We start from the raw sequence: 21,060 nt of genomic DNA on the forward strand, positions 1-21,060 counted from the left end.
ACGCCCGACGCGAGGCCACGATGACAGCCATTCCTCCCGTTCCCCCGGTGCCGTCCGCCGTACCGGGCGTTGCCGGCGCGGACGCGGGTCCGTCGGGCGGCGCGCCCGCGCGGCCCGCGCAGCATCTCGTCGACCGGTTTCAGGCGCTGATGCGCGACGCGCAGCCGCTGCCGCCGGACATCCAGCATGCGGGCGGCCCATCGGCGATCGATCGCGTGATGGGCGCGCAGCAGCAGGCGCTGGACACGACGTTCCAGGACGTCGATTCGTTCGTCGCGAACGCGCAGTCGATGAGCATTGCGGAACTGACCGCGCACCAAATGCAGTTGATGAGCGAGCTGACGGTCGCGACGTTCAATCTGAACGTCGGCTCCGGCCTCGCGCAATCGGGCAAGAGCGCGGTGCAGACGCTGTTCAAGAACCAGTGAGGACGCGATGAACGGAATCGGCCGATTCGCGCGCGTGCTGCTGGCCGTCGCGTTCGCGCTGTCGGTCGCGGCATGCGACGGCGACCTGTACACGAAGCTTAGCGAGGCCGACGCGAACGACATGCTGGTCGTCCTGCTGCGCGCGGGCGTCGCCGCGCGCAAGGCGACGCCGGACGACGGCAAGACCTGGTCGATCGCCGCGCCGAAGGAGCAGACCGCGCGTGCGCTCGAGGTGCTGCATGCGCACGGGATGCCGCGCGACAAGCATGCGAATCTCGGCGAGATGTTCAAGAAGGACGGCCTGATCTCGACGCCGACCGAGGAGCGCGTGCGCTTCATCTATGGCGTGTCGGAGCAACTGTCGCAGACACTCGGCAACATCGACGGCGTGATCGTCGCGAACGTGCAGATCGTGCTGCCGAACAACGATCCGCTGTCGCAGACGGTCAAGCCGTCGAGCGCGGCCGTGTTCATCAAGTATCGGCCGGGCACCGACGTCGCGTCGCTCGTGCCGAGCATCAAGAACCTCGTCGTGCACAGCGTCGAAGGGCTCACGTACGAGAACGTCAGCGTCACGATGGTGCCGAGCAGTCTGCAGGACGAGGCCGAAGCGGCGGCGCCGCGAGGCGGCGTGCCGGTATGGCCGTTCGCGGCGGCAGGGGGCGCCGCGGCACTGGCCGCGCTCGGCTATGCCGCTTACGCGTTCGTGCGTCGCCGCGGCGGCTGGCGGGGGCGCGCCGCGGACGCCGGACAGCCCGAGCCGGTCGCGCCGTCCGGTCACGCGCAGGAAGGCGCGTGATGAACGAATTCGACGCCGATTGCATCGACCCGCGCGCCGTGTGGCTTGCGCGCGCGGCGCGCACGTGGCGCGCGCGCGTCGCCGAGCGCGCGGCGCGACTCGACCCGGGCGCGGTTCGCGCGCATTTCGGGCTGCCGTGCGCCGCATGGCGCCGCGCCGGCCGCGATGCGCGCCGCACATGGCTGGCCGCCGCCGGCGCGGTGGCGCCGCCTGCCGGCGCGTTCGATGCGCCGGTCGCGCGTCTCGCATTGCTGAGCCGCGCACAACTCCGTCGCGTGCTGCTGGCGCGCGCGCTGGTCGCACGCACCGATGCGCTGCGGCGCTGCATCGACGCGGCGCGGCTCGACCGGTTCGACACGCAGGCAGGCGCCGGCTTCGTGCGGCGTCTTCTGGCGGCATGCGCGGACACGGGCGCTGCTACCTTCGCGGAAGCGCTGCTCGCCGACGACGCGCCGCTGTCCGAATGGCTCCACGACGGCTGGCGGCGCGTTCGCGCCGAGCCGGGCCTCGACCGATGCGCGGCAGCGCTGATCGCGCCGGCGCTTCCGTTCGGCGATGCGGCGCACGACGCCGTGATGCCGGACGACGCGCTCGGCGCGATGTTCTTCTCGCGCTTACCTGAACTCTTTCCGGAACTGACATGGTTGTTTGGCTGCGAAACGATGAAGCCGGCGTGGGCGTCGACGGCGACGTGATTCGCCGCGAGGCGTTCTCGACGCTCGTCGAACTCGATGATGCACACGCCCGCATGCGCGGCGAGTGCGAACGCATGTTGCGCGACGCGCAGGACGAGGCGGCGCGCATCGTCGGCGCCGCCCGCGACGAAATGGGCGCGCTCGCGCGTTCCGCGCAGCTGAAGTTCGAACGCAGCGCACGACTCGGCTACGCGGCCGGCCGGCGTCGCGCGCTCGACGAATGGAACGTGCACGTCGTGCAGGCCGCCGTCGACGAGCACGACGCGCTCGCGAACGCGCGGGCCCGCCTCGCCGACATCCTGATGCGCGCATGCGAGCACGTCGTGCGGGTCGACGCGCGCGACGCGTTCTACGCGAGGATCGCGCATGCGCTCGACCGGTCGATTGCCGACGCGAAATTCCTGCGCATCGACGTGCATCCCGACGACGTCGAAGCGGCCCGCGCGGCGTTCGACCACGCGGCGCATGCGCTCGACTGGGCGTTGCCGGTCGAGATCGTGTCCGAGCCGGGCATCGACGCCGGCGGCTGCCTGTGCGAATGGGACGCCGGCGTGCTCGAATGCAGCCTGTCCGAGCAACTGGGCAGCGTGCGCCGCGCGCTGCACCAGGTGTTGTCTTCCGCGCATGCGGCGTCGGATGCGGAGCATCCCGCATGACGCCGGCGGCGAACGCGTGCCTCGACGGCCTGCCGGACGCGCTCGACGCCGCGCTGTCCGCGCTCGCGCCCGGGCGCCGCTACGGCAAGGTGGTCGAATCGATCGGCACGATGCTGCGCGTCGACGGCCTCGACGTCACGATCGGCGAAGTCTGCGAGCTGCGGCAGCGCGACGGCGCGCTGCTGCAACGGGCGGAAGTGGTCGGCTTCAGCCGGAACCTCGCGTTGCTCGCGCCGTTCGGGCCGGTCGCCGGGCTGTCGCGCGACACGCGCGTGACCGGAACCGGCCGTCCGCTCGGTGCGCCGGTCGGGATGGGGCTGCTCGGCCGCGTGCTCGACGGCCTCGGCGAGCCGGCCGATGGCGGCGGCCCGCTCGAGCACGACGGCTATGCGCCGGTGCAGGCGAACGCGCCCGACCCGATGACGCGCCGGCTGATCGACGCACCGATGCCGACCGGCGTGCGCGCGCTCGACGGCCTGATGACGCTCGGCGAGGGGCAGCGGATGGGCATCTTCGCGGCGGCCGGCGTCGGCAAAAGCACGCTGATGGGCATGCTGGCGCGCGGCACGCGCTGCGACGTAAACGTGATCGTGCTGATCGGCGAGCGCGGCCGCGAGGTGCGCGAGTTCATCGAGCTGATTCTCGGGGAGGACGGGATGGCGCGCAGCGTCGTCGTGTGCGCGACGTCGGATCGTTCGTCGATCGAACGCGCGAAGGCCGCCTATGTCGGCACGGCGATCGCCGAGGACTTTCGCGCGCACGGGATGCGCGTGCTGCTGATGATGGATTCGCTGACGCGCTTTGCGCGCGCGCAGCGCGAGATCGGCCTCGCGAGCGGCGAGCCGCCGACACGGCGCGGTTTTCCGCCGTCGATTTTCGCGGAGTTGCCGCGGCTGCTCGAACGCGCCGGCATGAGCGATCGCGGCTCGATCACCGCGTTCTACACGGTGCTGGCCGAAGACGAAAGCGGCAGCGATCCGATCGCGGAAGAAGTGCGCGGCATTCTCGACGGCCATCTGATCCTGTCGCGCGAGATCGCCGCGCGCAACCAGTATCCGGCGCTCGACGTGCTCGGCAGCCTGAGCCGCGTGATGTCGCAGATCGCGACGCCCGAGCATCGGCACGCGGCCGGCCGGCTGCGCCGGCTGCTCGCCAAGTATCGCGACGTCGAGACGCTGTTGCAGGTCGGCGAATACCGCGCGGGCAGCGATCCGCTTGCCGACGACGCGATCGCGCGTATCGATGCGATTCGTGCGTTCTTGAATCAGTCGACGGACGACCTGACCGACTACGACGCGGCGCTGGGGCGCCTGCGGGAGGCCGTCGGCGATGACTGACCGCGCACGCGCGTGGCGTATGCTGCGCGACCTGAAGGCGCGCAAGCGGCGGCGGCTCGACGACGAAGCGGCGGCCGCGCGCACTGCGCTCGCCCGCGCCGACGATGCGCTCGCGCGCGCAAACGAACGCGTCGAGGACTGCGACGAGGCGCTGCATGCGCACGCGCAGCGGCTTGCCCGCGCGATCGCGAACGGGCACGCGATCGCGGCGGCCGCGTATGTCGACGACGCGCGCTACCGCGACGTGCTGCAGGAGCGGCGCGACGCCGCGCGGCAGGAGGCCGAGCGCGCGCGCGCGACCCGCGACGCGACGCAGCGCGCGCTCGATGACACGCTCGCGCGGCTTGCGCGCACGCAAGCGCAGGCTGAATGGTACGCGCAGCGCGAAGCGAGCGAGCGGCGCGAAGCGCAGGCCGCGCGCGACGAGGCCGACGAGGAGGAGGCGCTGGAAGGCGTGATCGACGCGGCGCGGCGACGCCGTGCGCAGGCGGCAATCCGATGACCGGCGGATCGTTCGGTGACGCGCTGTTCGCGCTGCAGGGCCAGGGGCTCGGGTTCTTCTATCTGCTCGCGCTGTCGAGCGTGCGCCTGCTAACGGTGTTCACGATCCTGCCGGCGACGAGCGAGGAAGCGGTCACCGGCACGGTGCGCAACGGCGTCGTGCTGATGTTCGCGCTGTTCGTCGCGTACGGGCAGCCCGCGGACGCGCTCGCGTCGGCCGACATGCTGCGGCTCGTGATGCTGACCGCGAAGGAGGCGTTCGTCGGCGCGCTGATCGGCTATGCGGCGTCGACGATCTTCTGGATCGCGGAAGGCGTCGGAACGAACGTCGACGATCTCGCCGGCTACAACAGCGTGCAGATGAACAATCCGATGCACGGCGACGAGAGCACGCCGATCGGCAACACGCTGATGCAGCTCTCGATCACGCTGTTCTACGTGCTCGGCGGCATGATGGTGCTGCTCGGCGCGATCTACGAATCGTTTCGCTGGTGGCCGCTGATGCAAGCGGCGCCCGATGTCGGCGGCATCGCCGAGTCGTTCCTGCTGAAGCGGACCGATGCGATGATGACCGCGATCGCGAAGCTGGCCGCGCCGATCATGCTGATTCTCTCGCTGATCGAGCTGGGCTTCGGCTACATGTCGCGCACGGCCGAGAAGCTCGAGCCATCCAACCTCAGCCAGCCGGTGCGCGGCGCGCTCGCGCTGCTGCTGCTCGCGCTGCTCGCGCAGGCCTTCGTCGCGCAGGTGAAGGCGGAACTCGCGTTCGTGCACTTCGATACCGTGCTGCGCGGCGACACGAGCCGCGACGGCGCGCGCGGCGGCCGATGAGGTTTGTTGAAATTTGTGCTGAAAGTTGGTGAGTATTGCCGGCGCCGTCTGTTCGTATGCTGTCCTTCACTTCCATCCGATGTCTAAAGAAGCGAGGTCAGCGATGTTTCATCTCATCTACTTCGGCGCCGTGTCCGCCCTCGTGCATCGTCACGCACTGCCCGACCATGCGGCCCGGATGCTGGCGGGCGATTTCGACGCCGCGCTACGCGACGCCGAGCGCCGCGCGGAGCGCGCCGGCGCTTCGTCCACGCGCGACGGCTCCGCGCATGACGAGGGCGCGCTGTTCGGTTCGCTGAGCGATGCGCTGCTCGCGCTCGAGTTCTTCGAGGATGCGGAGGAATCCTATCGGCGCGAGCAGAAGGCGCGGCGTGCGCAGGGCGAGACGGTGCGCGTCGCGTCATGCCGCAACACGGGCTGGCAAATGCTCGCGCGCGGGCGCTTCAGGACGGCGCTGAATTGCTTCTCGCAGCTCATGCTCGACCGCGATTGCCAGCCGATCGACCGGCTGCAAGGCGCGCTCGGCGCGGCGTTCGCACACTTTCATCTCGGGCAGGCGGACGCGTCGCGCTCCGCACTCGAGGCCGCCGAGAGCGCGGCGGCAGCGCTCGATCCGCTCGCGCAATGCATCGTCGACGCCGCGGCGCTGGACATCGATGCGCAGTTGCAGATTCGTCGCGCCGATCGGCTGCGCGACCACGCGTTCTGGCAGGCGACGCCGCTGGAGGCGCGCGTGCTGGCACGCCGCGAGCCCGCCGAGTGCGATGCATGCGCGAGTGCGCTGCCCGATGCGGCGCAGGGCCTGCGGCGGCGTCTCGAACATGTCGCCCGCCTGATCCGTCTCGCCGAAGGAAAGGGCCTGCCCGCGGACGCGAGCGCCGCGCTGCTCGTCGCGCTGCGCCCGAACCAGAGCGCCGGGACGCGCCGCATGCAGGCCATCGAGGTCGCGCTCGCGGCGCTCGCCGGCGGCGTCGACGATCTCGCCGAACACGTGATCGCGATGCTGCATCAGGCCGACGAAGGTGCGAATCAGGATCTCGATTATCTGTTCTGCGTCGCGAAAGTGCGCCGCCAGCAGGGGCGCGCGGACGAGGCGCTGAGTTTCTACCACCGCTATGCGCTCGACGCGATGTACTGCCTGCGCAGCGAAGCGATCGCCGCGAAGCCCGACGTGCGCAAGGGCGGCGACGCGGCAGCCGCGCTGAACGACGACGTGGCCGCGCGGCTGCCTGCACGTTACCGGCGCGCGTACCGATACATGGTCGAACATGCGCACCGGCGCGACTTGTCGATCGACGAGATCGCGTCGCATATCGGCGTGACGGTGCGCGCGCTGCAGCTCGCGTTCAAGGCGCATACCGGGCTCGTCCCCACCGAGGTGCTGCGCCGCCACCGGATGCACGGCATCCGCCGCGACCTGACGGGCGAGGCCGCGCAGATCGGCGGCGTGCTCGATACCGCGAACCGCTGGGGGGTGTCGAGCCGCTCGGCGTTGTTGAAGAGCTACCGGCGCTGCTTCGACGAGACGCCGACGGATACGCAGCAGCGCTGACGGAAGAGGACGCGATGATGAGCGGATCGACGAGTTCGGCGCGCCCGGGCGCATGGCGCCGCCGCGGCGCGGGGATGCTGCTGGCCGCGAGTTGCGCGCTGTCGGGCGGCGGTGCGCATGCGGCGGCCGTGCCGTGGCGGGCCGGCGACTTCGACTATGTGGCCGACCACAAGAACCTGAAGGAAGTGCTGCGGGATTTCGCCGCGAGTCAGGGCATTACGACGTGGATTTCGCCGGAGGTGAGCGGCACCGTCAGCGGCCGCTTCCACGAGCCGCCGCAGCGATTCATCGATACGCTCGCGGGCGGCTTCGGCATCGCGTGGTATTACGACGGCTCGGCGCTGCGCGTATGGGGCGCGAACGAGGTGAAGAGCGCGACCGTCTACGTGAGCGCCGCGAGCGTGGCCGACGTGCGCGGCGCGCTCGATCGACTCGGCATCGTTGAGCGGCGCTTTCCGGTGCGCTACGACAACGCCGCGCGCGCACTGTTCGTGTCGGGGCCGCCCGGCTACGTAGATCTCGTCGCCGACGTCGCGCGTCGCGTCGACGACAGCGCGCGGCGTCGCGATGCGACCGAGATCCGCGTGTTCCCGCTGCGCTACGCGTCTGCCGCCGATCGTTCGACGCGCATCGACGGGCAGAACGTGCGCATTGCCGGCGTGGCGTCGCTGCTGCGCGGGATGTATGGTGAGCACGGCGCGGCCGGAGGCGATGCGCAGACGCTGCCGAGCAACGACTTCTACCGGGTGGATTCGCTCGGCGGCACATCCGCCGGGGCACGGGATGGCAGCGGTTCAGGCCCGGGCGGCGGCATGGTCGGGCTGCCGACCGGCTATCCCACGGGCGCCGCCGCGCGCGCCACGGTCCAGAATCCGCCGCTGCCGCCCGACATGCGCGGCGCGTCGAGCACGCGCGATGCAGCCGCCCCCGATGCGCGCCGCGACGGCAGCGATCCCGATGCGCCGATCATTCAGGCCGATCCGAGGACCAACGCGATCGTGATCCGCGACCGGCCGAACCGGATGGCCGATTACGAGTCGGTGATCCGCAGGCTCGACGCGCGTCCGAAGCTGCTCGAGATCGACGCGACGATCATCGAGATCCAGGACGGCGCGCTGCAGCAGCTCGGCGTCGACTGGCGGCTGCATACGGGCCGCGTCGATTTCGAAACCGGCGACGGCACGCGGCAGCAAGCCGGCTTCGACACGTCGCTGAACCCGCAGGGCTTCGGCACGGCCGCGCTGACGCCGCTGGGCGGCACGCTGACGGCCGTGCTCGGCGACGCGGGCCGCTATCTGCTTGCGCGGGTGTCCGCGCTCGAACAGAACAACCTCGCGAAAATCACGTCGAGCCCCAGGGTCGCGACGCTCGACAACGTCGAGGCGGTGATGGACCACCGGCAGAAGTTCTTCGTGCGGGTGTCGGGCTATCAGTCGGCCGACCTGTACAACCTGTCGGCCGGCGTATCGCTGCGCGTGCTGCCGACCGTCGTGCCCGATGCGCCCGACGGGCAGATCCGGCTCGACGTGCATATCGAGGACGGCCAGATCACGTCGCAGACGGTCGACCAGATTCCGGTCATCACGTCGAGCGAGATCGTCACGCAGGCGTTCGTGCGCGACGGTCAGAGCCTGCTCGTCGCGGGCTACGAATCCGATACGGATTCGCAGTCGCTCTCCGGCGTGCCGCTGCTGTCGAAGATTCCGCTGATCGGCAATCTGTTCAAGTACCGGCAGAACCAGGGGACGAAATTCCAGCGGCTGTTTCTCGTGACTCCGCACATTCTGTCGCCGTGAGCGCGGCCGCCGTTTTTTGATGTTCACGCGAACCCTGTATGCTCGCGCTCCGACCTGACCGAGCCGCATGGGATATTTAGCATGTTTAGCAAAAATGAAGTAAACGGCATCGTCGGCCGCTGTTTGCTCGCGAGCCTGTGGTGGGGCGCGGCGGCGCTCGCGTACGGCGACGACGGCGCCATTGCGTTCCGCGTGGCCGGCGGGCCGCTCGACGGCGTATTGCTCGAAATTGCCCGGCAGGCGCATGTGGTGCTGTCGTTCGACGGCGCGCTGGCGAACGGCGCCCGGGCCGGGCCGATCGACGGAACCATGACGGCGGCCGACGCCTTCGCGCGTGCGCTGGCCGGCACGCCGCTCCAGCTGGCCGCTGCCGGCGACGGCGCGTGGACGCTGCGACGTGCCGCCGGGCCGGATGCCCGCGCGCCGACCGCGGCCCCGGCAGCCACGCTGCCGCCGATTCGCGTGCGCGCGCGGGCCGACGGCGACGATTTCGTCGAGCTGCGCTCGTCGGCTGCCGCCCGGCTCGATCTGCCGCTCGCCGAGACGCCCCAGTCGGTCGGCGTCGTGAACCAGGCGGTGCTTGAGAGCCAGCAGGCGGAGTCGGTCGCGGACGCGCTCGCGAACGTGAGCGGCGCGACGCCCGTGTATGACGAAAGCAACGCGAACTACGGCGTCGGGATTCGCGGCTACACGGCCCAGGCGCCGCTCGTCGACGGGATGATCGTCGAATCGGCCGACTATCCACCGCTTGCCGGCATCGAGCGCGTCGAGGTCGTCAAAGGCCCGGCGACGGCGCTTGCCGGCGGCGCGCCGAACGGCGGTATCGTCAATCTCGTCACGAAGCGGCCGCGGTTCGACCGGCACGCGACGCTGCAGACCACGCTGTCGTCGCGCGGCCGGCGCGAGAGCACGTTCGACGTCAGCGACGCATCGCGCGACGGCCGGCTCGGCTACCGGTTCGTCGCGAGCGGCAACCTGAACGGGCGCACTTACGGCGGTTACGACGGACAGCGCGGCTATTTCGTCGCACCGTCCGTGCGCTATCGCGACGCGGACACCGACGTGACGCTGCGCATCGAACGCTACCGGCAGCGCATGCCGGCGTTGCCGTATTCGGTCGGCGGCGACGACGGCCTGCCGCTGCCCCACACGTCGCTCGCGCCTGCCGGCACGCCCGACGATCATCTGGGCAACGACTCGCTGCGTGCGGCGCTGAGTGCCGAGCGCGCGCTCGGCGGCGGCTGGAAGGCGAGGGGGCGCGCGACGTGGCTGAACTACGAGTCGATTTCGCACTGGTACGTGCCGTATGCGCCGCTGGATACGCCGGGCGTTGTCGCGCTCTACGGGCTGCATTCGGTCCAGCGCCGGCACGAGTCGCTGGCCGCCGGCGAACTGCTGCGCACGTTCGACGCGCGCGGCGTGTCGGGCACCGTGCTCGCGGGCGTCGAGCACTGGCGGCTGTCGTCGACCGCCGACATCGCGCCGTATACGTTCGCCGTCCAGAACCTGTATGCGCCGCACCCGTTGCCGCCGATCGCGACCGGCCCGCTCGCGCGCGTGTCCGATTCGGCGATGCGGCAATTGAGCGGCTACCTGCAGACCGAAATGCTGATCGCCGAGCGTGCGAGGGTGCTCGCGTCGTTGCGGCACACGAACGCGCTGCTCGACAAGTCGCTGAATTCGCCGTTGCAGCGCAACGCGGTATGGTCGCCGAATCTCGCGGTGAGCTATGCGATCACGCCGTCGGTCAGCGTGTACGCGAACTGGCTGCGCGGTTTCCGAACGTCGCTCGATACCGTGACGTGGGACGGCAAGCTGCTGCAGCCGACCCGCACCGAGCAGTTCGAGGCGGGCGTCAAGCTGTCGCTGTTCGGCGACGCGCTGTCCGCGACCGCGGCGGCGTATCGCCTGCGCGACGACGGCAAGATCATCGGCGATCCCGTGCATCCGGGCTTTTACGAGCGCGTGCCGGGCGAGCGCAGCCGCGGCGTCGAGTTCGACGTCGCCGGGCGTGTGCTGAAGGGGCTCAACGCGATCGGCTCGCTGAACTTGGCCACGTCGAATTCGATCGCCAATTCCGACGGCTCGCAGATTCGCGCGCCCGGTGCGCCGTCGCGCGCCGGCAGCCTGTGGATGACCTATGCGTTCCAGGGGCCGCCGCTGCACGGCTGGGGCGTCGGCGGCGGCGTGTTCTTCCGGTCGCAGCGCTCGGCAGGGCTGCCCGGCTACGTCGTGCCGGGCGACGCGCGCGTCGACGCGGCGGTGTTCTACCGCGCGGAGAAGTGGGCGATGCAGCTTGGCGTGAAGAACGTGTTCGATCGGCATCTTTACGGCGCCGCGCTTTACCCGAACTTCATTCCGGTGCTGCCGGGCCGCACGTTCGTGCTGACCACGACGCTGGCATTCGGCTGAGCGGCGCAGCGCGTGTGTGCGGCGGTCAGGGCCGCTTGCCGTATACGCGTTCGATCGGCCGGTAGCCGAGACCCTCGAGCGCGCCGCCGAGCTCGGCGTTCGCGGTGCCGATCACGAGCATTTGCACACCGCGCGAGCGCAGTGCGCATTCGGCGGCGGCGATCAGCCGCTGCCCTTCGAAGCCGCCGCGATAGACGGGATGCAGATAGAAGAAGTCGGTGTAGGCGCGCCGTTCGCCAAGCAGCGGCGCGTCGCTGACGGTCGATACGTAGTAGCCCGCGAGCACGCCCGCCGCGCGAGCCGTGACGATGCAGAGGCGCCCTTCGCAGGCGATCTGCCGGTAATGCCCGGATGCGAGACGAACGACGCCGGACGGATCCGGCTGCTTGCCGCTGGAGATCTCGCGCCAGTGCAGCGGCAGCATGGCCGCGATGTCGGGCCATGCCGAGTCGAATTCTTCCTGCCGATATTCGAGGCTCATCGAAGGGGGAATCGTCCCGGTGGAGGGGAAAGCGCCGCGCCGGCATGCCGGCCGCGTTGCCGGCGCGGCCGGCATTACGCGGACATCGTCGAGCCGGACCCCGACTGCATCTGGTTCATCATCAACTGCATCAGGATCTGCATCAGTTCCTGCGTGATGTTCTGGGCGCCGCCGGCTTGCGATGCCGGCCCGTTCGCGCCATTCGCGCCGCCGAAGCCCGGCGTGCCGCCGGTCAGGCCGCTGCCGTCCTGCGAGCCGTCGTTCTGCCCGCTGTTCTGCAGCATCATCATGATCAACATCGCCAGCATCTGGTCGAGCGCTTGCGTGTTGCCGTTCGCGCCGCCGGTGGCGTCGTTCTGAAAGCCGGGGCCGCCCAGCGCGGAGATGTTGCTCGTCGCGAAATCGGTTTGCGGTTGGGAAATGCCGATCGAGATACCCATTAGTCGCCCCTTCGTCAGTCATGGAAAAAAAGCGTCCGCCGCGGTGGGTTCACCGGGCGGACGCCGCGTGATCCGACGAAACGATAGGGCGAACGGCGGGTTGCCGGCGTGGCTGGCCGCGAAGCGGTGTACGGCCGCACGAAATGTCGGGTTCGGCGTGCGCCGATGCGCGCCCGGCGATCAGGCGGAGCGGGGCTTCACGTCTCGAACCGGATGAAGTGCGCGGACGACCATGCCTTGCTGTCGTTGCGCTGCCGCCCGAAGAAATAGACCGGACGATGCCCGAAGCCTGCATTGCCCGGCGCGACCTCGAGGCTGCCCGCGAGATCGACCGGCAGCGGCAGGTCCGTGACACGCTCGATCGCAATGAACAGTTCGGTGCCGCCGAGCGCGTGCGTCGCGGCTCCGCGCGCGAGCAGCTCCGCACCGCTGATCTCGAAACGGAACGCGGGCGCATGAACGAACGGATTGCGCTGCAGCGGATCACCGACCTTCGCGAAGCTGTCGATCGTCCCCTCGATCACGATCGTCGCAGCGGCGAGGTTGCCGATGTCGAGCTCGATGCCGTCCGCGTCGCCGTAGGTGTCGCTGCGGAATTCGACGTCGGTCGCGCCCGTGCGCCATGCCGACTCCTCGACATGCTCGAACCCGTTCGACCCGAAGCGGTGGATCGTGCCGTTGACGACGCGGACCCGGCCGCGCCACGCGGCCCAGCGGTAACGGTCGCGGATGCGCGCGCCGCCCCATCGCACGCGGATCAGATGCTCCGCATAGCCGAGTTCCGCATGCAGGTTGCGTTCCCACAGCAGGCCGTCGTGATCGTACGCGGCCACGTATTCCCAGCCGGACTGGCCGAGCAGCCGGTAGTCGAGCCGCGCGGGCCCTTCGTGCGCAAACGCGTCGCTTTGCCAGTGATCGCCGCAGCGCACCAGCAGCGCACTATGCTCGCCGGTGGTCGCCCATGTGCGGCGCGCGCGCAGCGCCGCGCCTACGCTCTTGCGGTCCAGCGACGGTGCGAGCACGCCCGTCAGCCCGCCGTGCACGCCGAACACCTGCACGCCTGGCGCGCCGCCGCCCGGCCGGCCGCGGTGCTCGTCGCCGCTGGCCGCCACGCCGAGCCGGTAGCCGCGTGCGATCACGTCCTGGTATAGCCAGCCGAAGTGCCCCCACGACGACGCGATCTCGACGAGCCGTTCGAGCTCCGGGTGGTTCCAATCCGGGATGTAGCGGCGGCCGCCCACGTGGGGCATCACCAGATGATGCACGGCGTCGTCCGCATACGCGTCCCACAGTTCCTCGACGGGCCAGCGGCCGAGCTCGACCGCATGACCTTTCATGTCCTCGTTCCAGACCAGCGTACGGTTGTGTTCGCCGCGCGCGTTGTACGGAAAATCCGGCTGCTCGTCCCCGAGGAACACCACGTTATGATCGCCGCCCGCGGTCGAGCTGCCGCACCATTCCTGCACCGGGTAGACGACGAAGCGGCCCGGTTCGTTGAAGCGTTCGACCGCGTCGACGCCGAGCTGCCAGTTCTCGTCGGTGATCTGGAAATCGTTCGCCGTGTAGCCGAGCACGTCGACGCCGCCGATGTCGCGTGCGTAGCGCGCGTTGTATTCAGGACTGTTGGTGCCGACCGTGTCGTGCGCGTGCACATGGAGATCGGCGTACAGCGCGCGCGGCGCGGGCAGCGACGCGTCGACCGTGAGCCACGCTTCGGCCGCGCGTACGTCCGGCCGCGCGGGCACGTCGGCCACGATGCGCAGCGTGCCTGCATCGACCGGCAGATCGTCGAGCGCGCAGCTTGCGAACCCCATGTCGGGCAGCGCGTGTTCGCGCCGGTAGACGGCTTCGCCGCGTGCGTCGTACGCGATCACGCGCGCAACGCCGCCGACATCGCGGCATGCATTGCCCCACCGATCCTGCAGCGACAGCCGGAACTGCGCGCGCGCGCCGGGCTGCACGAAGCGCGGGCCGTTCAGCAGCACGTCGGACGGCGCGCCCGCGCGGATGTCGATCGACACGTCGCCCGGCACCGCGACGAAGCGCGACGTGCCGAGCGGATCGACGTAGAGCCGGAAGCGGAAGTTGTCTTCGGCGAAGGTCTGCACGCGTGTGCCGGGGCCGCGGCGGCGGTCGCCGAGGCGGACCACGATCCGGTCGCCCGCATTCACGTAGCCGTCGACGACATCGACGATCACGGCCTTCTGGAACGGCCGCTCGTGTCCCTTCTGGTCGAAACGCACGTTCAGCGCCTGCACCGTGGCCGGGCTCTGGCCCGGCACGAGCGGCGCGGCGTGGTATTCGGCGCTGATGTAGTTGGCCGCGCTCGGGTCGCTCGTCTGGAACAGCGCCCAGTCGGAGTAGAACTTGAAGGTGGCCTTCAGCCAGCCGCCGTCGGCGATGCCGGACGAGCCGACTTCGAAGTCGAGCACGATCTCGCTCCACTCGCCGGCTTCGAGACGAGTGACGTTGCAACGCACGTGCCCGGCAAACGGCAGGCGCTTGTGGCGTTCATAGAGGCCTGCGGGCGCAACATGCGGGCCCAGGCGGTCGCGCAGCGCGGCGGCGCGGGCATCAACGGTATCGAGGACGTCGTTGGATTCGTTCATGGGGAATTCAAAAAGGATTGCGATGGAATGCGGGCGTTTCAGTGCGCGAACGGCCAGGGCGCGCTCGCCTCCCAGACGGGGATGCCCATGTACGCGTACCACGGCGCGATCACGCAGAGGCTATAGCCGATCGCGATCAGCACCGACACCACGCCGACCTTCGCGTAGTCGGCCGTCGAGAACGCGCCGCTGCTGTACGCGATGACGCCGGCGGTGATCTGCGTGGGCAGCAGGTACGCGAAGCTGTCGGTGTCGCTGACGAGCATCGTGAACGCGACCGGATGCAGCCCGAGGCGCGGCGCGAGGGCAAGCGCGATCGGCGCGATCATCGTGACGGCCGCGACGTTGGACAGCATGCCGATGCGGATCACGTGCGTGCCGAGCATCACGATCGCGATCGCAAGCCACCAGCCGTGCCCGCGCGCGGCGACATAGATATGATCGGCGGCCCAGTTCGCGAGCCCGGACGTACTGATCGCCGACGACAGCGACAGCGCACCGGCCAGCAGGAACAGCGTGCCCCAGATCGTCCGCTGCTCGACCTCGGCCCAGCCGAAGCGCAGCACGCCGGGCGCAAACAGCAGCGCCAGCGCGATCAGCGCGACGATTTCCGACGGCAGGTGATGGAGCGGCTCGGTCGCCCACAACACGGCGACGGCCGCGAACAGCGCGAGCACGGCCCAGTCGTTGCGTGCAGCGGGCGGTTGCGTACGGCGCATCGCCGCGATCGCGCCGGGGCCGCCGGGAATCGCGACTGCACGCGAGCGGAAATAGAACTGCACCCAGCCTTGCGTGATCGCGAACATCCCGAGATAGGGCCACTGCAGCTTCAGCCACGTCAGATAGGAGATCCGGATGCCGAGCTGCTTTTCGAGCAGCCCTGACACGACCATGTTCGGCAGATGCGCTGTGAGAATGCACATGGCGCTGATCATTGCGCCGTACACGAGCGTCTGGATCACTATCGCCTTGCGTGCGGCGCGTTCGCGCGGCGATTCTCCGAACAGCCGGACGATGCCGTTCGTGACCGGCAGCAGCGTGGCGGCACGTGCGTTCGCGGCCGGCACGACCAGTGCCATCACGCAGTTCACGGCGAACATCGCCCAGATCACGCCGTTGGCGGTACGCACCTTCAGGCGATCGAGCAGCAGCAGCGCGATGCGCCGGTCGAGCCCGCTCGCCTGCATGATCGCGGAGAACAGGAACGCGGCGAGGCACAGGAACACGACGGGCGCGGCGAAGCCGCTGGCCGCCTTCGGAAACGACGGGCTCGCATGCGACAGCACGAGCAGCATCGGCAGCAGGATGCCGCTTACGCCGACGGGAATCGCATCGGTGATCCATACGATCGCGACCCACGCGACGACCGCGAGCGTCGCCTTACCTTCGGCGGACAGATGCGCGGGCGCGGGCAGCCACCACGCGATCGCGAAGAAAGCGAGCCACGCGGCGGCGAAGCCGATTGCGGCACGCCGCTGCGCGCCAGGCGATCGCCCCGTCGCGTGCGGATCGGAGCGCAACTGCGCTGCCGGTTCGGCCCGTGACGGCCGGCTTGCCTGCGCGCCGTCCAGCGGCGGCGTGCCGATTGCGTTTTCAGTCACTGATATGCTCCCCGTGCGTCGGGCCCTGAAACGGCAGCCTCGACCGTCTGTCGAGATGTCATAATACGTATTAATACAAGTTGAGCGATCCAATCGCTTTTCATATCGATATCGGGAATCGCGCATAGCGCGGGCCGAGTACGGAAGGAAAAAACGATGACGTTGGTGCGCGACGACGTGACGTCGCTTTACGAGCAGATTGCGGCGACGCTGCGCGGCGAGATCGAGCAGGGCCTCTATGAGCCGACCGGCAAGCTGCCGTCCGAGGCGCAGTTGAGCGAGCGTTTTGCGGTGAGCCGCGTAACCGTCAGGCTCGCGCTCGATCGCCTGACCGACGCACGCATCGTCGAACGCAAGCAAGGCAAGGGCACGTTCGCCGCGAAGCAGCGGCTGCGGCATCGGCTCGACGTGCTGCGAGGCTTCCACGACTCGATTGCAGGGCAGGGCGCGCGGGCGCGGATGGAATTGCTGCGCATGGAGGCGTGCGACGTGCCGCCTGGCCTGCGCCATGCGTTTGCCGGCGATGTCGCGCGCTGCATCTATCTCGAACGCCTGCACTGGGTCGACGACGAGCCGGTCGCGCTCGCGCAGACCTGCCTGCTGCCCGGCGCGCGCGCCGTGACTTTCGAGCAGGCCGGAAGCATGTCGACCTACGAGGTGCTGGAGCGGTTGCTCGGCTGGCGGATCGTGGACGCCGACATGTCGGTCACGGCCGTGAGCGCACCGGACGATGTCGCGGGCCGCTTGCGGATCGGCGCGCATCTGCCGCTTCTCGTGTTGCGGCGCACGTCTCGCCTGGCGGATGGACAGACATGCGAATCCACTGTGTTCCATATCCGGCCGGAACGGTTCGACCTTGTGGTGAGCAGCGGCGTGGAGGCGCGGCTCGTCGGCTGACGCGGCGGGCGGCCCGCCAATCAAATTAAATGGCGATTGCCCCGCTTCCTGGAACAATTGAGAATGAAGTTGCAAATCATTATCGTTACGTATATCTTTCGGAGCGGTTTCAAATTATCCGCCGCGCGGGGCGGCGCTCGATAAGGATAGGGGGAGGTCATGCCGTCGGGGCAGCGAATCGATTCCGGCCGTGGGGTCCGGCCGTTTAGTACAACGTACGATATCTGCCGGCCGGTTGGTGTCGCGGTCTGGCCGATCGTCGCGCTGGCCGTGACGATTGCCGGCGCCGGCCAGGCCCATGCGCAAGCGGGTTCTCGTGCCGTTTCGTCCTCGCCCGCGGACGCCGCGGTCCTGCGGGCGGTCGAGGTGCGTGCGTCATCGCTCGATCCGACCGCCGCGTATGCCGGTGGCCACGTGGCGCGCGGCGCTCCTTGGCGACAAGCCGAACGGGGACCTGCCATTCAGCGTGTCGAGCTACACGTCGAGGCACGTCGCCGACGAACAGGCCGTGACGCTCGCCGACGTGCTGAATCGCGATGCATCGACGCGCTTTACCGGCCAGACCGGCGGCATGACCGATTCGTTCTTCATGCGCGGCTTTCCGATCAACGAAGGCATCGTCAGCGAGGTGGCGTTCGACGGCGTCTACGGCGTGTCGCCGAACTACCATCTGTTCAAGGAATACGTCGAGCGCGTCGAGGTGCTGAAGGGGCCGGCAGCACTGTTGTACGGGATGTCGCCGAACGGCGGCGTTGGCGGCGTCGTCAACGTGGTGCCGAAGCGTCCGCTTGCGAAGGATCTGACGCGCATGACTGCCGACTACGCGTCCGACGCGCAGATCGGCGGTGCGCTCGACGTGAGCCGGCGTTTCGGCAGCGAGCGGCAGTTCGGTGTGCGCTTCAACGGGCTGCACCGGCAGGGTGCGACGCCGCTCGACAACCAGCATTCGCGCGCGGAGGTGGGGGCGCTCTCGCTCGACTATCAGGGCGAGCGCCTGCGCGCGTCGCTCGACGTGATCGAGCAGTACCAGTGGATCGACGCGCCGACGCGGCCGTTCCTCGTTGCATCGGGCATTCAGGTGCCCTCGGCAGCGGACGGCCGCCGCAACGTCACGCAGCCGTGGGCCTGGTACAAGTCGAACGACACGTCGGTGCTGTTGCATGCGGAATACGACGTGAACGACAAGGTCACGGCGTTCGCCGATGTCGGCGGCGCGAAATCCGACGTGTCGCGCCTGTCCGACCAGACGCCGACGCTGCTGAATGCGAACGGCGACACGTCTGCGTTCGTACAGAACTGGAAGTTTCAGGTCAACCGGTCGAGCGCGGATACCGGCGTGCGCGCGCGTTTCGGTACCGGCGCGTTGAGCCACGCGGTTGTGCTGCAGGCAAACGTTTATCGCGATCGCATTGCCAGCGCGAGCGTTGGCGGCGCGAAGGTACTGTCGAATATCGATGCGCCGGTGGCGAGTCCCGCGCAAGCGATCGCATCGCCGGGTGCGGTGCCGAAGGTGTCCGATTCGACACTCTACGGCGTCGCGCTTGCCGACACGATCGGTGCGTTCGACGAGCGCGTGCAACTGACGCTCGGTGTGCGCCAGCAATACGTGCAGTCGAACAACTTCAACACGAGCGGCGCGAAATCCGCGTCGTACAACGACAGTGCGGCGACGCCGCTCGTCGGGGTCGTCGTGAAGCCGTGGCGCAACGTCTCGATCTATGCGAACTACATCGAGGGCCTCAGCAAGGGCGACATCGCGCCGTCGGTCGCGTCGAACGCGGGCCAGGTGTTCGCGCCGTACAAGACGAAGCAGCAGGAGATCGGCGTCAAGGCCGACTTCGGCCGTGTGACTGCGACGCTGGCCGCATTCCGGATCACTCGGCCGAGTGGTCAACTTTCCGGCACGGTCTACGCGGTTGACAGCGAACAGCGCAACCAGGGGCTTGAACTGGTCGTGTCGGGTGAGCCGGTACGCGGCGTGCGCGTCCTTGCGGGCGTCACGCTGCTCGACGCAACGCTGACGAAGACGAACAGCGCGGCGACGCGCGGCAATCGGCCGGTCGGCGTGCCGGACGTGATGGCGAATGCCGGCCTCGAATGGGACGTGCTTCCGGCGAGCGGCCTCACCCTCACGGGCGGCGTCAACTACACGGGGCAAGAGTACGTGAATCAGGCGAACACGCAGTCCGTGCCGTCGTGGACCACGGTGGATCTCGGCGCGCGCTACCGTGCTCGGCTGTACGGCAAGGAAACGGTGTTCCGGGCCGGTGTCGCCAATGTGTTCGATCGCAAGTACTGGTCTGGCGTCGCGTCGTACGGCACGATTTCGCTCGGCTCGCCCCGCACGTTCCTCCTGTCCGCATCGACCGATTTCTGATCGAGGTGTGCGTCAACCACGTCCGGCGTTGCTTCGGTCATCGCGCCTTTGCCTGCGACGTCGTCCAGGATGTCGGGGTCCAGCTTCTTTAGCGGCCTTCCGGCGAACCGATCCACGCGACAGTCTGGGATGCGCCGCTGTTCGCGACATCGCAGGAGCGCGCGTCCCGAACAACCGACTGGCTGCTTTTCGCTGGACCGGGGCTGCCTGCCTGCGGCGATACAATACTGAGCATGCTGCTCCACCGTGTGGAGAGAGGACCCGGCCACGACTGCGCCACACGTCAGACTCACCCGAGATCCTGGCCTGCCGGAGAGAGGGAAGGGACGGTGGAACGAGAAAACAGCGCGCTTCCGGCTGGCGGGCAGGCTGAAGCGATACACGCTGTCGGCCCCCCACGCGATGGTGCTCGGCGGGGCAGTCATCGCACTGCTGCTGGTTGGCCTGTGCGCAACCGTGCTGAATCAGAGCCGACAGGACGCGTTCGATCGCGCCCGCGAGACATCGCGCAACGTCGCACTGATTGCCGAGCGGGACATCGAGCGAAATTTCGAGATCTACGCGCTGTCGCTGCAGGCGGTCGTCGACGGCCTCGACCGGGCGGCCAGCGCGGAGTACCTCGGCTCGATGCTGGTGCTCGACGCGGCGGGCAACATCGTCATCGACTCGGGCGGCGACGTCCCGCGCAAGGGTAATTTTGCCGACCGCCGCTATTTCACGATCCAGAGCGATAACCCGAACGCCGGACTTTATATCAGCGATCCCTTTCGCTCCCGGCTGCGGCAAAGCTCGCCCGGCATCGCGCTGAGCCGCCGCCTCTCGCACCCCGACGGCACGTTTGCCGGCATCGTCCTAATCGCCGTCAACCTCGAGTATTTCCATCACCTGTTTGCCGGTCTGTCGCTCGGGCCGCGCGGGTCGGCGGCCCTGATCGGCAAGTATCGTTGGGTGGTCGAACGGACTCACTCTTGGCTCCACAATTTCCGTGGTCTACGCACGCGATTCGATCGTCGCGCTGACATTCACGAAGCATTCTTGAAACTGAGCTGCTCGCTCGTCTGCTGGAATATCGTCAGGCATGCTGATCAGAGTTTTGAACTGACCTCTTACAACTACGCCTATGGCCACTAGGCGGGCGATGATGCGCTGGCCTCGGTCGCGCGTTGCATCAGCGGTAATATCCGGCGGCCCACCGACATTGCGGCTCGATATAGCGGGGAAGAATTCGTGGTGATGCTGCCCGACACCGCGCCCGCTGGCGCAATGTGCCCCGCCCGTGCTCGCCGCGTGGATCAGGACGATTGTTGTCAGTCTAGGTGCGGCGGCAGCATCTGGGCAGGAAAGTGGGTAGGTCGCTGCTGCGGCGTGTGGGCGTCAAACCTGGCGGGGCATTCCGGACGGCAGTTGGCGTGTGGCTGCCTTCCGCCAGTCAAGGCTTCCCGGGCATTCCGGCGACTTCCGTAAACGCGCCGTAGGTCGCTGATTTCAAAGCGATTTGTGGGTAACGGCGTGCTTGCGACTTCCACCGCGGCTCTGCACAATCTCCCCATGAAACATGGGTAGCGAGCTGGGTTTTGTGGGTAGGAAAGGCGGACGACATGGCGGGACGACACTTGCATCGGCTCAGCGCACTGCGCGTCGCGAAGGC

General features: G+C 68.7%; 15 protein-coding genes and 3 pseudogenes. 14 read left to right on the plus strand and 4 right to left on the minus strand.

Going from position 1 to position 21,060, the window contains the following annotated elements:
• Positions 1–20: 20 nt before the first annotated feature.
• From U5771_RS30730 to U5771_RS30775, 10 genes are all read left to right on the plus strand, one after another.
• Positions 21–428 carry a type III secretion protein HrpB2 gene (locus U5771_RS30730; RefSeq protein ID WP_322027450.1) on the plus strand — a complete coding sequence of 136 codons (408 nt, stop codon included), beginning with the start codon at positions 21–23 and terminating at the stop codon, positions 426–428.
• Positions 429–435: 7 nt separating this feature from the next.
• Positions 436–1,227 carry a type III secretion system inner membrane ring lipoprotein SctJ gene (gene sctJ, locus U5771_RS30735; protein WP_322027451.1) on the plus strand — a complete coding sequence of 264 codons (792 nt, stop codon included), beginning with the start codon at positions 436–438 and terminating at the stop codon, positions 1,225–1,227.
• The gene (locus U5771_RS30740) at positions 1,227–1,922 is read left to right on the plus strand and encodes a SctK family type III secretion system sorting platform protein (RefSeq protein WP_322027452.1); all 696 of its coding nucleotides are present in this window, start codon (positions 1,227–1,229) and stop codon (positions 1,920–1,922) included. Before sctJ ends, U5771_RS30740 begins: the two co-directional genes overlap by 1 nt.
• Positions 1,868–2,578 (plus strand): type III secretion system stator protein SctL, encoded by a 711-nt coding sequence (gene sctL, locus U5771_RS30745; RefSeq protein WP_322027453.1) that lies wholly within the window; start codon positions 1,868–1,870, stop codon positions 2,576–2,578. The genes U5771_RS30740 and sctL overlap by 55 nt, the downstream gene beginning before the upstream one ends.
• Positions 2,575–3,915: a type III secretion system ATPase SctN gene (sctN, locus tag U5771_RS30750; RefSeq protein WP_322027454.1), complete on the plus strand. Its 1,341-nt coding sequence runs from the start codon at positions 2,575–2,577 to the stop codon at positions 3,913–3,915. The genes sctL and sctN overlap by 4 nt, the downstream gene beginning before the upstream one ends.
• Complete coding sequence (locus U5771_RS30755) at positions 3,908–4,417, plus strand: hypothetical protein (RefSeq protein ID WP_322027455.1); 510 nt, start codon at positions 3,908–3,910, stop codon at positions 4,415–4,417. Before sctN ends, U5771_RS30755 begins: the two co-directional genes overlap by 8 nt.
• Positions 4,414–5,247: a type III secretion system export apparatus subunit SctT gene (gene sctT / locus U5771_RS30760; RefSeq protein WP_322027456.1), complete on the plus strand. Its 834-nt coding sequence runs from the start codon at positions 4,414–4,416 to the stop codon at positions 5,245–5,247. Before U5771_RS30755 ends, sctT begins: the two co-directional genes overlap by 4 nt.
• A gap of 103 nt (positions 5,248–5,350) precedes the next feature.
• Entirely contained in the window at positions 5,351–6,799 is a 1,449-nt protein-coding gene (locus tag U5771_RS30765; RefSeq protein WP_322027457.1) for a helix-turn-helix transcriptional regulator, read from the plus strand.
• A 17-nt stretch (positions 6,800–6,816) separates the two neighbouring features.
• A complete protein-coding gene (sctC, locus tag U5771_RS30770; protein ID WP_322027458.1) occupies positions 6,817–8,595 on the plus strand; it encodes a type III secretion system outer membrane ring subunit SctC in 1,779 nt (592 codons plus the stop codon).
• An 81-nt stretch (positions 8,596–8,676) separates the two neighbouring features.
• Positions 8,677–11,007, plus strand: coding sequence for a TonB-dependent siderophore receptor (locus U5771_RS30775; protein ID WP_322027459.1), 2,331 nt, complete (start codon positions 8,677–8,679; stop codon positions 11,005–11,007).
• Between the two features lie 25 nt (positions 11,008–11,032).
• Here the strand turns inward: U5771_RS30775 and U5771_RS30780 are convergent, their stop codons facing one another.
• The 4 genes from U5771_RS30780 to U5771_RS30795 all read right to left on the minus strand — a co-directional run bounded on the left by U5771_RS30780 (position 11,033) and on the right by U5771_RS30795 (position 16,138).
• Complete coding sequence (locus tag U5771_RS30780) at positions 11,033–11,488, minus strand: GNAT family N-acetyltransferase (protein WP_322027460.1); 456 nt, start codon at positions 11,486–11,488, stop codon at positions 11,033–11,035.
• A 74-nt stretch (positions 11,489–11,562) separates the two neighbouring features.
• The gene (locus U5771_RS30785; RefSeq protein ID WP_322027461.1) at positions 11,563–11,928 is read right to left on the minus strand and encodes a hypothetical protein; all 366 of its coding nucleotides are present in this window, start codon (positions 11,926–11,928) and stop codon (positions 11,563–11,565) included.
• A 197-nt stretch (positions 11,929–12,125) separates the two neighbouring features.
• The gene (locus U5771_RS30790; RefSeq protein WP_322027462.1) at positions 12,126–14,537 is read right to left on the minus strand and encodes a hypothetical protein; all 2,412 of its coding nucleotides are present in this window, start codon (positions 14,535–14,537) and stop codon (positions 12,126–12,128) included.
• Between the two features lie 38 nt (positions 14,538–14,575).
• Positions 14,576–16,138 (minus strand): DASS family sodium-coupled anion symporter, encoded by a 1,563-nt coding sequence (locus U5771_RS30795; RefSeq protein ID WP_322027463.1) that lies wholly within the window; start codon positions 16,136–16,138, stop codon positions 14,576–14,578.
• Positions 16,139–16,294: 156 nt separating this feature from the next.
• Between U5771_RS30795 and U5771_RS30800 the strand changes: the two genes are divergently transcribed.
• The 4 genes and pseudogenes from U5771_RS30800 to U5771_RS30815 form a co-directional block, all read left to right on the plus strand.
• Positions 16,295–17,035 carry a GntR family transcriptional regulator gene (locus tag U5771_RS30800; protein WP_322027464.1) on the plus strand — a complete coding sequence of 247 codons (741 nt, stop codon included), beginning with the start codon at positions 16,295–16,297 and terminating at the stop codon, positions 17,033–17,035.
• Between the two features lie 222 nt (positions 17,036–17,257).
• Positions 17,258–19,412: pseudogene (locus U5771_RS30805) on the plus strand (TonB-dependent receptor).
• 930 nt (positions 19,413–20,342) lie between these two features.
• Positions 20,343–20,543: pseudogene (locus U5771_RS30810) on the plus strand (transposase); the annotation flags it as partial.
• A 12-nt stretch (positions 20,544–20,555) separates the two neighbouring features.
• Positions 20,556–20,876: pseudogene (locus U5771_RS30815) on the plus strand (GGDEF domain-containing protein); the annotation flags it as partial.
• Positions 20,877–21,060: the final 184 nt, after the last annotated feature.

The organism is Burkholderia sp. BCC1977, assembly GCF_905339595.1.
In the GTDB taxonomy this organism is placed as follows: Bacteria; Pseudomonadota; Gammaproteobacteria; order Burkholderiales; family Burkholderiaceae; genus Burkholderia.